Below are 12,524 nucleotides of genomic sequence, written 5' to 3' on the forward strand. Positions count from 1 at the left end.
ACGAGCACCGCATGGCCCAAGATATCCTGCTGTTTCTGATCGACATCGTTTTCCCGCTCTTCGGCATCGGCCTGATCCTGCGGGCCTGGATGTTCGCGATCCGCCTGCACCCGTTCAACCCGTTCTCCCAGGCCATCCTGCGGGCCACGGAATGGCTGGTGGGGCCGATCCGGCGCATCGTCCCCGGCAGCGGCCGCTTCGACTGGCCCAGCATCCTGGCCTGCTGGATCACCGCGATCCTGTATCTGCTGCTGACCTGGCTGGTCGCCATGGGCGGCCTGCTGCCCTCGGCCTCGGCCATCGGCCCCCTGCTGTTGACGGGCCTGCTGGTCGGCCTGAAATGGGTGTTCAACGTGATCGTCTGGGTGACCCTGATCCAGGCCATCCTGTCCTGGGTCAATCCCCTGTCGCCCATCATGCCGGTGCTCTACACCCTGACCGCGCCGCTGCTCGATCCCATCCGCCGGATGCTGCCGCGCATGGGCGGGCTGGACCTGTCGCCCCTGGTGCTGCTGGTCGTGGCCCAGATCGCCATGATGGTGCTGAACCACCTGGTGTTCACCAGCTTCGGCGTCTGACCAGCCCCGCATTCGGCCGGATCAAAAAATGCCACCGGGCGTAGCGCCCAGTGGCATTTTTTCTGCGCTCAACCTCTCTCAGCGCATCAACTGCGGCAGCATCAACGCAAGCTGGGGGAAGGCATACAGCAGGAACACAAACAGCAGCATGACCACGACGAACGGCAAGGCGCCGATGATCACATCCAGCACGCCGCCCCGGCCACGCACGCTCTGCACAACGAACAGGTTCAATCCAACGGGCGGGGTGATCAGCGCAATTTCCATCAGGATCACCACGATGATGCCCGACCAGACCGGATTGAAACCCGCCGCCGTCATGATGGGCGCAATGATCGGCACGCTGGCGACCATCATCGACAGGGTTTCCATGAACATGCCCAGCACGAAATAGAACGCCACGATCAGGCAGAACAGTTCGAACGGCGACAGGCTCAAGGTGCCGATCCAGCGGCTGGCCGCCACGGGCAGCCCGATCGCGCCGAACACGAGGTTCAGGAAATACGCACCGAACATCACCGCCATGATCATGGCCGAAGTCCGCATCGTGCCTTCGAAGGCCTGTCGAATCACGGCCAGCGTCAGGCAACGATACGCCGCCGCGATCACGAAAGTGGCCAGGACGCCCAGCGCAGCAGCCTCCGTGGCCGTGGCCCATCCCATGTAGATCGTGCCGATGACCGCCAGAAAAATCACCAAAGGCGGCAGCAGATCCGGCAGCGCCCGTATCCGGGCGGACCAGTCGGCGCGCACGGGCCGTCCGCCCCAGGCCGGGCGCCACAGGCAGAGCAGCAGCACCACGACCGAGAACAGCCCCGCCAGCACCAGGCCCGGAATCAGGCCGGCCAGATAAAGCTGCGGAATCGAGGTTTCGGTCAGCACGCCGTAGAGGATCAGATTGATGGACGGCGGAATCAGGATGCCCAAGGTTCCGCCGGCGGCAATCGTGCCGAGGAACAGGCGCTCGTTGTACGAGTTCTTCTTGACCTCCTCCAGGGCCACCGTGCCAATCGTGGCGGCCGTGGCCACGCTGGACCCCGAGGTCGCGGCGAACATCGCGCACGCCGCGATATTGCTATGCATCAGCCCGCCGGGCAGCCAGGGCATCCACAACACCAGCGCCGAATACATGCGCGAAGCCAGCCCGGAACGCAGCAGCATTTCTCCAAGCAGGACGAACAAGGGAATCGCAATCAGCAGAAAGTTGTTGGAGACCGTCCAGGTGATCTCAGCCAGGGCGTAATGCAGGGGCAAGGGCGAAAACGTGCCGGACAGAATCAACCCCACCAGGGCCAGCGTCGCGGCCACGGGAATACCCAGAAACAGCAAGCCGAGCAGGCTTCCAAGAGAGGTGAGTATCATGATCCGCTCCGCTCATGAAGAGGGATGACATCTGCGGCATCGAGTTCCTCCTGGACCTCTTCTTCAGCGGACTTCATGCCGATCAACTGGCTCGCAGCACCCGGCTGAGCCGACAGGATCAGCTTCAGCGCCATGACAAACAGCACCAGGTCGGCCGCCAGGAAAACAGCCATGCCCATCAGCCAGATCACCTGCGGGATGACCATGGGCACCTGCAGGGCGGAAGGGGAACGGGTCTGGTTGGCCCAGGATTCTCCGACCAGATCCAGACCGTAATAAAAGATCAGTGCAAACACGAGGAAGAACGCCACCAACCCGGCCAAGTCCATCGTCAGGCGCATCGCACCCGGAAACCGCGCATAGGCAGTATCGACGCGGATATGCGCGCGATCGAGCAGCGCCCCCGCCAGCGCCCAGGTGGTGGAGATGGCCAGGGCGAAACGCGCCAGCTCATCCGTCCCGTCAATGGCATAGCCCAGGCTGACACGCAGCGTCACGTCGAGGCCGATCAGCACAGCGGCCAGGGTGATGACGCCACCGCCCAGCCAGAGGCCGAACCGGGAAACCATGCCTATGGCACTGAACAGGCGCTCAATGCCGCCGGGACCACCCCCGGCAGGACTGCTCTGTATGGAAGTCGCATGCGTCATGAAATTTACTCCTGTTCCATATACGGCTTCGACCCGGACGCACGCGGCGTCCGGGTCGGACAGCAGGGTTACTTCAGCGTGATCGAATGACCCGTGACCTTGCCGATACGGGCATTCCACTCGGTGACGCAATCCGTACCGCAACGCCGCGCCCAACCAGGCAGCACGCTGTCAGCCACGATCTTGCGGGCCAACTCGAGGTCAGCCGCCGAAGGCGGATTCAAGGCGACCTTTTCCGGCTTGCCCATCGTGCAGCCCGGCGCCGAGGTATTGCACAACGCGGCCTGCTCGATGCCGGTGTGCAGCGTAGCCCACATCTTGTCCTCGTAGGCCGCGAACTCGTCCGTGAGAAATTGACGCGTGGCTTCCGGCAGCGCATCCCAACGCTTCTTGTTCACGGCCACGGCATTGAAGCTCCAGCCCAGCGGCAGCATGAAGACCGACTTCGTCACTTCCGGCAGGCCGGCCGTGTTGCCCGAGAGCGTGCCCGTCACCGCGCAGTCCACCACCCCATTGTTCAGAGCCGGCACGACTTCCGAGAAGGCGATCGAAACGGACGTCGCGCCCAAGCCGGAGATGAAGTCCCGCAGCGTGTTGTTGAAGACGCGGATCTTCTTGCCCTTGAGCTCGGCGAGAGACGTCACGTTGTCCCGGCACCAGAAGACCTGGGGCGTACTGGCGCCAATGGCCAGCAGCTTGCTGTTCCAGTTCTTTTCCATCCGCTCGCGCAGCACATCCTTATAGGCATTGCAGGCCTGTCGCGCCTGATCCACCTCCGGCAGGGTTCCCGCCAGATCGCAGGCCTCGAAGCGAGGGTCGTCCCCGGCCATGCGGGTGATGTCCATGCCGGCGAAATCCATGACGCCCATTTTCATCAGCCGCAGCATCGACTGGTCATCCAGGCCCATCTGCTCGATCGGCGTCAGGTCGGCCGTCAACTGTCCACCTGAATCCTTCGACAAGGTCTCGGTCCAGAAAGGCTTTTCGTCATAAATCGCGGCAGGAATCGTCGACGTGATCCCAATGACCTTGAAGTGATCCTTCTGCAGATCCGGCGCTGCCACGACCGCTGTGGCGCACGCGGCCAACAACGCACCAAAAACCATCTTTTTCATGATTGTCTCCTGTAGTCGCCCCCCGACATGGGGAGCATGCAATCCCCCCGCCTTGCGGGGCTTATGAAATTTCAGCGATCGCCTCGATCTCCACCGCCATGCCCGAAGGCAAGGCGTGCGTACCCGAGGCGATGCGCGCATGCGGGCCCGCCGCGCCCAATACGTCGCACAACAGATCGGAGGCGGCATTGAGCACTTTGGCCTGGTCGCCAAAATCGACCGTACAGCGTACCAGCCCCGCCAGCCTGACCATGCGCACGACTCGATCCAGATCACCCTCGCAAGCCAGCCGCAACTGCGCCAGCACATTGAGTGCGCAAAGACGGGCCGCACGCTGCCCTTCTTCCAGATCGACATCCGCCCCCAAGGTGCCGCGATGCCTCAATTCGCCTGCGAGGCGCGGTCCCTGACCCGCCACGAAAACAAGATTGCCCGTGCGCACGAAGGGCAGGTAGTTGCCCTGCGGCGGATTGACCGGAGGCAGCTCAAGTCCCAGATCGGCCAGGCGCTGATCGACGATTCCCATTCCGGTCTCCTTATTTCAGCTGGCGCCAGTCGCCGCTGTCGCCCTTCCAGCCAATGACGCGGCCCGCCAGGCGGTCCAGCGTATTGCGCAAGGCATTGACCAAACCCTCCCACTCGGCGGCGGCAATGCCGTCGACTGCGGGCTCGGGTCCCATGAACATGCCATCCACGCCGCCGAAGGACACGCACTGCTCGATGCAACGCCGCTCGAGCGCGCCATCATGGAAGATCGAAGGTTTTTCCAGATAGGCCGACAAGGCGGCCACCAGTCCGGTCGCCCCCCAGTTCGAGACATTGGAAACGATCAGGAGGTCAGCGGCCGTGGCAGACGCCACGCCGCCGCGACCGGGATGCCCGGAGTCCTTGGCCTTGGGCGAAAAGGTCTTGAGCTCTTCGGCAATCACGCCCATGCCCAGTTCGTTGCCGCCGTCGCCGATCGCAATGAAGGGCACCTGTTCGGCCTTGGCGCGCCGGAAGAACTGATCGTAATCAGCCACCATGCCGTCCAGCGGACGTCCGCCCAGGCCGTGATACAGGCCATTGTCGTTGGCCCCTGGCCGTTCGATCGCAATCACCAGAGAGGGCCGGGTCACATCCAGCAGCGCATCGGTCACGGCCCGGCATCCCGCGTCATCCTTGGGCGTGCTGCGCAGATAAACGGGGCGGATGAATTCCACCGGACGGATGACACCGTCCGCCGGGAAAGGCAGGGGCGCCAGTCCCGCACCCCGACACGTCCCTTCCAACGCAGGCATCCAGTCGTCATCGGTAAGAATCACGGACTCGATGCCCAGGCCCAGGAACAGCGCACGGGCGATGAAGGCGGCGCCGATCAGCCCATCCGTTTCCGGCACGCCGGCCCCTTCGGGAAAGCCCGTGGCGATCACGACGGGACCGCCATGTTCACGCACGCGCTCGACGATTTTCTCGGCGGCCATCATGCAGGCCGGCCCCGGTTGGCGGGACTGCTGAGCCTCGTACAGCTTGCCGATCAGACCAACGCCGGTCAGATCCAGCGTCATGAAGTTTTCGATCGTCTGCGCGACGATCCTGCCCTTCCCATTCTTGTAATCCAGCATTGCAACGTCTCCGGCGTTCAGGGGGTTTCAGTGATGTACTGCGCGAATTTCTCCGCATCCACATTGCCGCCGCTCAACAGCAGGCCCACCGTCTTGCCTGCGACATCGAGCTTGCCGGCGAGAATGGCCGCCAGCGGCGCGGCACCGCCCGGCTCAACCACCAGCTTCAGTTCACGGTATGCAAAACGGATGGCTTCCTTGAGTTCGGCGTCGGTGACCGACAAGCTGCCGGCCAGATGCCGCTGGCACACCGGAAAGGTGAGCTTGCCCGGCGTCACCACCAGCAGCGCATCGCAGATCGAAGCCACGTCGGCGGGCGCCTTCACGGGCGCGCCTGCCTGCAACGACCGAGCCAGGCCGTCGTAGTGCGCCGGCTCCACGCTATAGACGGCGGTATCGGGGTTCACGGAATGGATGCCGCAGGCCGCGCCGGAAACCAGGCCGGCACCCGAGCAGGAAAACAGGGCGGCATCCAGGCTCAGGCCCCATTCCGCCGCTTGTTCGGCAAACTCGGCGCCCACGGTCGATTGGCCGGTCATCACATAAGGATCGTCATAGGGCGGCACGATCACCGCGCCCGTTTCCGCGGCGATCTGCGCGCCGATCTCTTCACGCACTTCCCGGGTCTTGTCGTACAGCCGCACGGTCGCGCCGTTGGCACGCACACCCTCGATCTTCGTCTTGGGCGCTTCCTGCGGCATCAGGATCGTCGCCTTGATGCCCAGTTCCCGCGCGACATAGGACAAGGCCAAACCATGATTGCCGGAAGACCAGGCGACCAGGCCGCCCGCGCGCTGCGCCGGCGTCAGTTGCAGGGCACGGTTCAGCGCGCCGCGGAATTTGAACGAGCCCGCACGCTGCAGGTTTTCTGGCTTGAAGAGAATCCGGGCGCCCAGGCTGCTGTTCAGCTTGGGCGACTCCAGCAAGGCGGTGCGTACGGCACGGTCGGCGATACGCTGACGCGCTTCGGCGATCAGCTTGGTATCCGGTTCGAAATATTCCGAGGTCATCAAGAACTCCACATGTCAGGGGACATGTGCAGTTTCACCGGACGACAACTTAAAGTAAAATTATAATATCTAATGAAGTTTCATTATAAAAATGAATACTTCGGGCGCAGATCGAACCGCCGCTACGGCTTGCGCATGCGCGCCCCGCCGACCTGCATCGCGAGCATGCGCACCAGCGCCTTCACCGGGTCCTCCAGGAGCCGGGGCGCCCGATGAACCAGGCCGACATCACGATGGAAGGTATGCCGGCCCAGGTCGATGGCACGCACCGCGACGGGCCAACGCCGTTGCGCCGCCGTCTGCGGCACCAGCGCCACCCCCACGCCATGAGCCACCAGCTTGACGATGACATCCAGGTCGTCCGCTTCGCACACCTCGTGCGGCACCAGATTCCGGTCCCGCAGGAACCGGCTCACCTGCCTGCCGCCAAAGGATGCGCGGTCATACCGGATGAACGGCCGGCCGGCCAGCAGTTCCATCCAGTCTTCACCCGGTACGTCGCGTGGCACGATCAGCCGGAAGGGCTCATGGGCCAGCAAGGTCCAGTTCAGGTCGCCGTGCAACGCAAACGCAGGACGAATGATTGCCGCCACATCGATCTCGCCTGCGTCGACCCGGTCCACCAACTCGATCGACAGCCCTGGAATCACGCGGGTGCGACACCCCGGGTACTGCCGATGAAATTTCGCCAGGGCATCCGGCAGCACCGAGTGCTGCAGGGAGGCGATCACGCCGACGTTCACCAGCACGCCGTCGGCTTGGCCGGGCGGCGCAGCGCCTAGCGCACCGTAAAGCCGGATCAGTTCCTGCGCCTGAGACAAGGTCCGCTGCCCCGCCTTGTTCAGCCTGGCCGACCGCCCCACGCGATCAAACAACGCGAAACCCAGTTCAGCTTCGAGGCGCCGCATCTGCGCGCTGACCGCGGCCTGCGTCAGCCCGATCCGATTGCCGGCGGCGGCGAACGTGCCTTCCCGCGCCACGGCGACGAGCGTTTTCAGTTCATGAATCATTGATCGATTTTCTTTATCTAAAACCAAAATATATATTGATATTTTTTTTCATTCAAAGCTTCTAGGATTGTCCCCTCCTTCAACCGGGCATGACGACGGCGCTGCACGCAGCGGCCTCCACATGCCCCGACCTGTTCAGGAGTAAACGATGGATTTGGGTATCGCAGGCAAGCGGGCGCTGGTCATGAGCGCCGGTGGCGGATTGGGCAGCGCGATCGCGGTGGCCTTGGCGCGCGAAGGCGCGACCTTGTGCATCGCCGACCGGGACGCACAATCCCTGGAGGCGACGGCAGAGAAAATCCGTGCCGTCTCGGGGCCGGGACAATCATGCCAGACGTGCGTCTGGGACCTGGGTGTGGCTCAGCAATGGACGCAAGGCGTGGTCGACCTGCTGGCCCGTGTCGGGGGCATCGACATCCTGGTGAACAACACCGGCGGCCCGGCGCCCGGACCCGCGCAAGGCCATGAGTCCGATGTCTGGCGCAATGCCTTCGAATCCATGGTGATCTCCGTGATCGGCATCACCGATCTGCTGCTGCCGGGCATGCGCGAGCGCGGCTGGGGCCGGCTGATCACCAGCACCTCCTCCGGCGTCGTCTCGCCGATTCCGAACCTGGGGCTGTCCAATGCCACGCGCATTTCCCTCGTGGGATGGAGCAAGACGCTGGCACGCGAAGTCGCCAAGGATGGCGTCACCGCCAACATCGTCATCCCGGGGCGCATCGCCACCGCGCGCATCCAGTCGCTGGATGCCGCGCGCGCCCAGCGCGAAGGCAAGGCAGTCGCCGACGTTGCCTCTGAAAGCGTCGCCACGATTCCCATGGGACGCTACGGCCGCCCCGAAGAATATGCCGATATGGTCGCGTTCCTGGCCAGCGAGCGCGCCGCGTACATCACCGGCTCGTCCTTCCGCGTGGACGGCGGCCTGATCCCCGCCCTCTGACCGACAGCGTGCTGTCCCCTCTTCCCTGTCAAGGAGATGAACCATGACCTCCCCGCAAGAAGCAAAGAACTTCGAAGCCCTGGCGCACGTGACCACGGCCACCCTGACCACGGTCCTGCTCAAAAAAGGCCTGCGCAATGTATGGATACGCGGTGCGCGTCCGATCACACCGAACGCCGTCGGCAAGCGCATCGTAGGCCGTGCTTTCACCGTGCGTTTCGTGCCGGCGCGAGAGGATCTCGCCACCCCCGACTCCTGGCGCTCGCCGAAATCCACGCGCGCCGCCATAGAGCAGATGCCTGCAGGCTGCATCGCAGTGGTCGACGCCAACGGCGTCAAGGATGCCGGTTTCTGGGGCGACATCCTGTGCGCACGCATGGCCCGGCGCGGCGTGGCGGCGCTGGTGAGCGACGGCGCGGTCCGCGACATCACCGGCGTGGTCTCCACGGGGCTGGCCGTATGGGCGGGCGGTACGGCGGCCCCGCCATCCGTGGCTCATCTGACTTTTGTGGACTGGCAGCAACCCATCGGCTGCGGCGGCGTGGCCGTGTTTCCCGACGATGTCATCGTGGCCGATCAGGATGGCGCCGTGCTGATCCCTGCAGCGCTGGTGGACGAGGTTGCCGCGCTCGCCGTCGAGCAAGAACGCCTGGAAGGCTGGATCATGGATGAAGTGCAGGCAGGCGCCTCTTTGCCAGGCCTGTACCCGCCCAACGCCGAACACCAGGCGCGTTACGAAGCCAGCAAGCAAAACCCCTAGCCGGAGACTTCGGCATGTCTGGAGGTCGTGGCGACACGACGAGCGATTTCCACCAACTGCTCCAGGATCTCGCCATTGACCCCCAGCACGTAAAAGGCGCAAAAGCTGAGCGACGGCATGTCCAGGTCGCTGTCCATGGCGACCAGCGCGCCACGCACCAAGGAAAGCGAAAAAGCATCCTTGGCCACCAGGGCGACGCCGATGCGGTCCGCGGCCATGCGCTCGATGGTCGCCAGCGAGGAGTTGGTAAAGATCCGGGGCGTCTGGTCCGTCAGCCGGAACAGTTTCTCGCGCAACAGGCTGAAGGGATACGTATTCCGGGGATAGGTGATGATGGGCAGGCGTTTCAGCTCATCGATCGTCAGCCGGTCGCCCTGCACGAATCCGGGGGCCGCATAGAACTGCAAGGGGTAATCCACCAGATGGACGCAGGCGACCTTGTCGACGGTCGCCGGCCCGAGCATCAAGGCAATGTCGATCTCACCGGCCTGCAGGGTGGACATCATCGTCGGCGTGACGTCCACCGTGATGTCGAAGTCGATATTGGGGAAACAGCGGTGGGACTCTTCGAGGAATTGCGCCAGCCACGTGTGGACGATGGTTTCCGACACCCCCAGCCGGACGGTGCGCGGCACGCGCCCCGCCAGGCCCAGGTCATGTTCCAGCTTGGCCACCTGCCGCAGAATGAGCTCTGCGTGCGCCAGCAACGCGCGCCCGCTGTCGGTCAATGAAAACGGCTTGGTCGCACGGTTGACCAACTGCGTCCCGAACTGCTCTTCCAGGCCCGCAATCCGCTGCGAAATGGTGGGCTGCGTGGTATTGAGTTTTTCCGCAGCCCGGGAGAAGCTATTGAGCTGCACAGCCCAATAAAAGATTTCAAGGCTGCGCAGATTGATCATCGGCCGCGATTACATCGGCACGACGCGGGTCGGGCCGCCGCCGCTGATGACCTGGACGCGCTGGCCGGAGCTGAGCGCCACGTCGGCCGCCTGGGCGATGACGCGGGTTTCGCCGTTGTCCAGGCGCACGGTGATTTCGAGCCCCTGGGTCTTGCCGACCTGGTTTTCGACCGCGTTGCCGGCCAGGCCGCCCAGCAGCGCGCCGCCGATCGAGGTCAGGATCTGGCCGCGCCCGCCGCCGATGGCGCTGCCGGCGACCCCGCCCAGCGCAGCGCCGCCCAGGGCGCCGACACCGGACGATTTATCGGACTGGATCACCACCGAGCGCACGGACACCACCGTGCCGTAACGCACGATCTGTTCCTGCTGGGCCTGGCCATAGGTGTAGACGGAACTGGACGCGGACTGATTGGCGCAACCGGCCAGCGCCAACAGCGAGAGGGAGACGCCGGCGACAGCGGCAAGGCGCACCGCGCGGGACGAAAAAGCATGCGTAAGGATCGCCATGGTCTGACTCCTGAAATAAAAAATGCCGTATCCGGATCAGGCGAGCAAACCCGCATCGATACCGTAGTGCTTCTGCAGAACCGCCGCGACGTCGGCGCGCGACGGGCTGTGATTCTGTGGACCTCTGTGGGCGATTTTAAAGCCGCCCATGACGTTCGCCAAGCAGCAGGCGTCCCGCAAAGACCAGTCGTTCGCCAGGCCGTACAGCAGGCCGGCGCGGTGCGCGTCGCCGCAACCCGTCGGGTCGACGACGTCGGCCACAGGCGCGGACGGGATGTCGGTGCGCGTGTCGCCGACGAACAGCGAGGCGCCCTCGGCCCCCCGGGTCACCACCACCGCCTGCAGGCCGGCGGCCAGCTCCTGGATGGTGCGGCCCGTGCGCTCTTCGATCACGCTGGCCTCGTAGTCATTGGCGGTCAGGATGCTGGCCATGCCCAGCATGCGCCGCAAATCGTCGCCGTCGAACAGCGGCATCGCCTGGCCCAGGTCGAAGATGAAAGGAATGCTGGCGGCCTGCAGGCGCTGAGCGTGGGCGAACATGCCGTCCTTGGCATCCGGCGAGACGATCGCCCAGCACGCGGCGTTGCCGCTCAGGTCGTTTTCAGCCGAACGCAGCATCGCCCCGGGATGGAACGAGGCGATCTGGTTGTTTTCCTGGTCGGTGATGATGTGGCACTGAGCCGTGAAGGTATCGGACAGCATGCGCACCAGGCGGGTGTCGATGCCCAGATCGCGCATGCGCTGCAGATAGTCGTCGGCGTCCTGGCCCACCATGCCGACCGGCACGGGCTGACCGCCCAGCAATTTCAGGCTGTAGGCAATGTTGCCCGCGCAGCCGCCGTATTCCTTGCGCAGCGAGGGCGCGAAGAACGACACGCTGAGGGACTTGAGGCTGTCAGCCAGGATATGGTCGCGGAAACGGCCCTCGAACACGGCGATGGTGTCAAAGGCGATGGAACCGCAGATCAAAACGTCCTTGGACATGGCGATGGAATTCCTTCAGGGATAAAAGAGGTCGAGCTGATAGCCGTTGATGCGCACGCCGCTCAGGGTCAGCGGGACACGCACCAGGACTTCGCTGCGAGCCGCGAAAGGCTCGGCGGCGCGGACCGGCCCGAGGTAGTCGGCGGGGGCCAGGTTGCGGCGCACCAGCAGCGTGCCGGCGACGTCCTTCAGGTCCAGAATCAGGGTCGGCCATTCCTGCGGCTGCTCGGCCTGGTTGCGCAGGGTGGCGTGCAACACGAAATGCTGTTCGGCGGCGTCCTGCGCGCCGGATGAGCGGCCTGCGGGAGCGTCGGTATCAGCCGCCTTGAGCGCAGAGCCGGTGATGGCGAGCCGGTCGATGTCGCGGGCATAAGGCACCTTGCAATGCAGCGGCTCGCAGGCCCGTTCGAGCGTGGGCCGCAGCGCCGGCACCACCCGGGCGACAGCGCCCCGATACACGTAGACGGCCTGTGCGGCCAGCAAGAGCAGCAGCAGGATGAACAACAAGCGGGCGCAGAAACGCACCAGCGCGTCCCACCAGCCAAAGGCGTCCTCGTCGCGCAGCAGGGGTTCGGCAGAGCCGCCCTGGCTGCGGTGGCCTGGACGGCCCTCGACCACGAACGGCGCCGCCTGAGCGGGCGGATCGTCACGGCCGAAGGCCGGCTCGGACCCGGAATCGGGCACCCAGCCTTCATCGGCCAGGATTTCATCAACGGGCCGCGGTTCGTCGCGGCCCTCGGCGTCGCCGATGCGGGGTTCCGGCCGGTCGTCCGGCCAGGGCGCGACGCCGATGTGGAATGAAGACGCCGGCTCGGAAGGCGGCACCGCAGGCCGGCCGGACCGGATCACCTGAGGCGGCGGCGCGGCGGGCGGTTCGACCACAGGCTCGACGGGCGGGGCAGACGGACGCAGCGGCGGCGAGGACGCGCCGGACGGCCCGGCCTCGGACGCATCGGAGACCACCTCGGCATAGCCGTCGAAGATATGCGCGCACTGCACGCAACGGATATAGCCCTTGCGCAGTTGCAGGTCCGACAGGCCCGCCTGGAACACGGTCCCGCACTTCGGGCAGCGTGTGGTCAGGTCCATCGCCGCGCGCTCC

The 12,524-nt window shown here is 64.8% G+C and carries 14 protein-coding genes; 3 read left to right on the forward strand and 11 right to left on the reverse strand.

The window, feature by feature from the left end; genetic code table 11:
- Positions 1-11: 11 nt before the first annotated feature.
- Entirely contained in the window at positions 12-578 is a 567-nt protein-coding gene (locus tag ACFO0J_RS00910; protein ID WP_376811182.1) for a YggT family protein, read from the forward strand.
- A gap of 78 nt (positions 579-656) precedes the next feature.
- On the opposite strand, the gene ACFO0J_RS00915 is transcribed toward ACFO0J_RS00910, so the two are convergent.
- The 7 genes from ACFO0J_RS00915 to ACFO0J_RS00945 form a co-directional block, all read right to left on the reverse strand.
- Entirely contained in the window at positions 657-1,940 is a 1,284-nt protein-coding gene (locus ACFO0J_RS00915; protein WP_376811183.1) for a TRAP transporter large permease, read from the reverse strand.
- Complete coding sequence (locus tag ACFO0J_RS00920; protein ID WP_376811184.1) at positions 1,937-2,590, reverse strand: TRAP transporter small permease subunit; 654 nt, start codon at positions 2,588-2,590, stop codon at positions 1,937-1,939. The genes ACFO0J_RS00915 and ACFO0J_RS00920 overlap by 4 nt, the downstream gene beginning before the upstream one ends.
- 68 nt (positions 2,591-2,658) lie before the next feature.
- Complete coding sequence (locus tag ACFO0J_RS00925; RefSeq protein WP_376811185.1) at positions 2,659-3,747, reverse strand: TRAP transporter substrate-binding protein; 1,089 nt, start codon at positions 3,745-3,747, stop codon at positions 2,659-2,661.
- A 19-nt stretch (positions 3,748-3,766) separates the two neighbouring features.
- A complete protein-coding gene (locus ACFO0J_RS00930) occupies positions 3,767-4,231 on the reverse strand; it encodes a RidA family protein (protein ID WP_376811186.1) in 465 nt (154 codons plus the stop codon).
- Between the two features lie 10 nt (positions 4,232-4,241).
- Positions 4,242-5,309, reverse strand: coding sequence for a DUF4392 domain-containing protein (locus ACFO0J_RS00935; RefSeq protein WP_376811187.1), 1,068 nt, complete (start codon positions 5,307-5,309; stop codon positions 4,242-4,244).
- Between the two features lie 17 nt (positions 5,310-5,326).
- Entirely contained in the window at positions 5,327-6,319 is a 993-nt protein-coding gene (locus ACFO0J_RS00940) for a threonine ammonia-lyase (RefSeq protein ID WP_376811188.1), read from the reverse strand.
- 122 nt (positions 6,320-6,441) lie between these two features.
- Entirely contained in the window at positions 6,442-7,329 is an 888-nt protein-coding gene (locus tag ACFO0J_RS00945; protein ID WP_376811189.1) for a LysR family transcriptional regulator, read from the reverse strand.
- Positions 7,330-7,477: 148 nt separating this feature from the next.
- On the opposite strand from ACFO0J_RS00945, the gene ACFO0J_RS00950 reads away from it, so the two are divergent.
- Entirely contained in the window at positions 7,478-8,272 is a 795-nt protein-coding gene (locus tag ACFO0J_RS00950) for an SDR family oxidoreductase (protein ID WP_376811190.1), read from the forward strand.
- Between the two features lie 43 nt (positions 8,273-8,315).
- Entirely contained in the window at positions 8,316-9,032 is a 717-nt protein-coding gene (locus ACFO0J_RS00955; protein WP_376811191.1) for a ribonuclease activity regulator RraA, read from the forward strand.
- Here ACFO0J_RS00955 and ACFO0J_RS00960 read toward each other — a convergent pair.
- Genes ACFO0J_RS00960 through ACFO0J_RS00975 form a run of 4 tightly spaced genes read right to left on the reverse strand, consistent with a single transcriptional unit; the run spans position 9,029 to position 12,511 of the window.
- Complete coding sequence (locus ACFO0J_RS00960; protein WP_376811192.1) at positions 9,029-9,931, reverse strand: LysR family transcriptional regulator; 903 nt, start codon at positions 9,929-9,931, stop codon at positions 9,029-9,031. The two genes, ACFO0J_RS00955 and ACFO0J_RS00960, sit on opposite strands and share 4 nt — an antisense overlap.
- Before the next feature lie 9 nt (positions 9,932-9,940).
- Positions 9,941-10,438: an outer membrane lipoprotein gene (locus tag ACFO0J_RS00965; RefSeq protein WP_376811193.1), complete on the reverse strand. Its 498-nt coding sequence runs from the start codon at positions 10,436-10,438 to the stop codon at positions 9,941-9,943.
- Positions 10,439-10,474: 36 nt separating this feature from the next.
- Entirely contained in the window at positions 10,475-11,422 is a 948-nt protein-coding gene (locus tag ACFO0J_RS00970) for a carbohydrate kinase family protein (RefSeq protein ID WP_376811194.1), read from the reverse strand.
- Between the two features lie 15 nt (positions 11,423-11,437).
- On the reverse strand, positions 11,438-12,511 hold the full coding sequence (locus ACFO0J_RS00975; RefSeq protein WP_376811195.1) for a zinc-ribbon and DUF3426 domain-containing protein: 1,074 nt from the start codon (positions 12,509-12,511) through the stop codon (positions 11,438-11,440).
- Positions 12,512-12,524: the final 13 nt, after the last annotated feature.

Source organism: Castellaniella hirudinis (assembly GCF_042651965.1).
Lineage (GTDB): Bacteria > Pseudomonadota > Gammaproteobacteria > Burkholderiales > Burkholderiaceae_B > Castellaniella > Castellaniella hirudinis.

Coding starts and splice junctions, on each gene's coding strand:
- ACFO0J_RS00970 (WP_376811194.1), bottom strand. CDS start 11,422: ATGTCCAAGGACGTTTTGATCTGCGGTTCCATCGCCTTTGACACCATC.
- ACFO0J_RS00940 (WP_376811188.1), bottom strand. CDS start 6,319: ATGACCTCGGAATATTTCGAACCGGATACCAAGCTGATCGCCGAAGCG.
- ACFO0J_RS00935 (WP_376811187.1), bottom strand. CDS start 5,309: ATGCTGGATTACAAGAATGGGAAGGGCAGGATCGTCGCGCAGACGATC.
- ACFO0J_RS00960 (WP_376811192.1), bottom strand. CDS start 9,931: ATGATCAATCTGCGCAGCCTTGAAATCTTTTATTGGGCTGTGCAGCTC.
- ACFO0J_RS00955 (WP_376811191.1), top strand. CDS start 8,316: ATGACCTCCCCGCAAGAAGCAAAGAACTTCGAAGCCCTGGCGCACGTG.
- ACFO0J_RS00975 (WP_376811195.1), bottom strand. CDS start 12,511: ATGGACCTGACCACACGCTGCCCGAAGTGCGGGACCGTGTTCCAGGCG.
- ACFO0J_RS00950 (WP_376811190.1), top strand. CDS start 7,478: ATGGATTTGGGTATCGCAGGCAAGCGGGCGCTGGTCATGAGCGCCGGT.
- ACFO0J_RS00965 (WP_376811193.1), bottom strand. CDS start 10,438: ATGGCGATCCTTACGCATGCTTTTTCGTCCCGCGCGGTGCGCCTTGCC.
- ACFO0J_RS00920 (WP_376811184.1), bottom strand. CDS start 2,590: ATGACGCATGCGACTTCCATACAGAGCAGTCCTGCCGGGGGTGGTCCC.
- ACFO0J_RS00910 (WP_376811182.1), top strand. CDS start 12: ATGGCCCAAGATATCCTGCTGTTTCTGATCGACATCGTTTTCCCGCTC.
- ACFO0J_RS00945 (WP_376811189.1), bottom strand. CDS start 7,329: ATGATTCATGAACTGAAAACGCTCGTCGCCGTGGCGCGGGAAGGCACG.
- ACFO0J_RS00930 (WP_376811186.1), bottom strand. CDS start 4,231: ATGGGAATCGTCGATCAGCGCCTGGCCGATCTGGGACTTGAGCTGCCT.
- ACFO0J_RS00915 (WP_376811183.1), bottom strand. CDS start 1,940: ATGATACTCACCTCTCTTGGAAGCCTGCTCGGCTTGCTGTTTCTGGGT.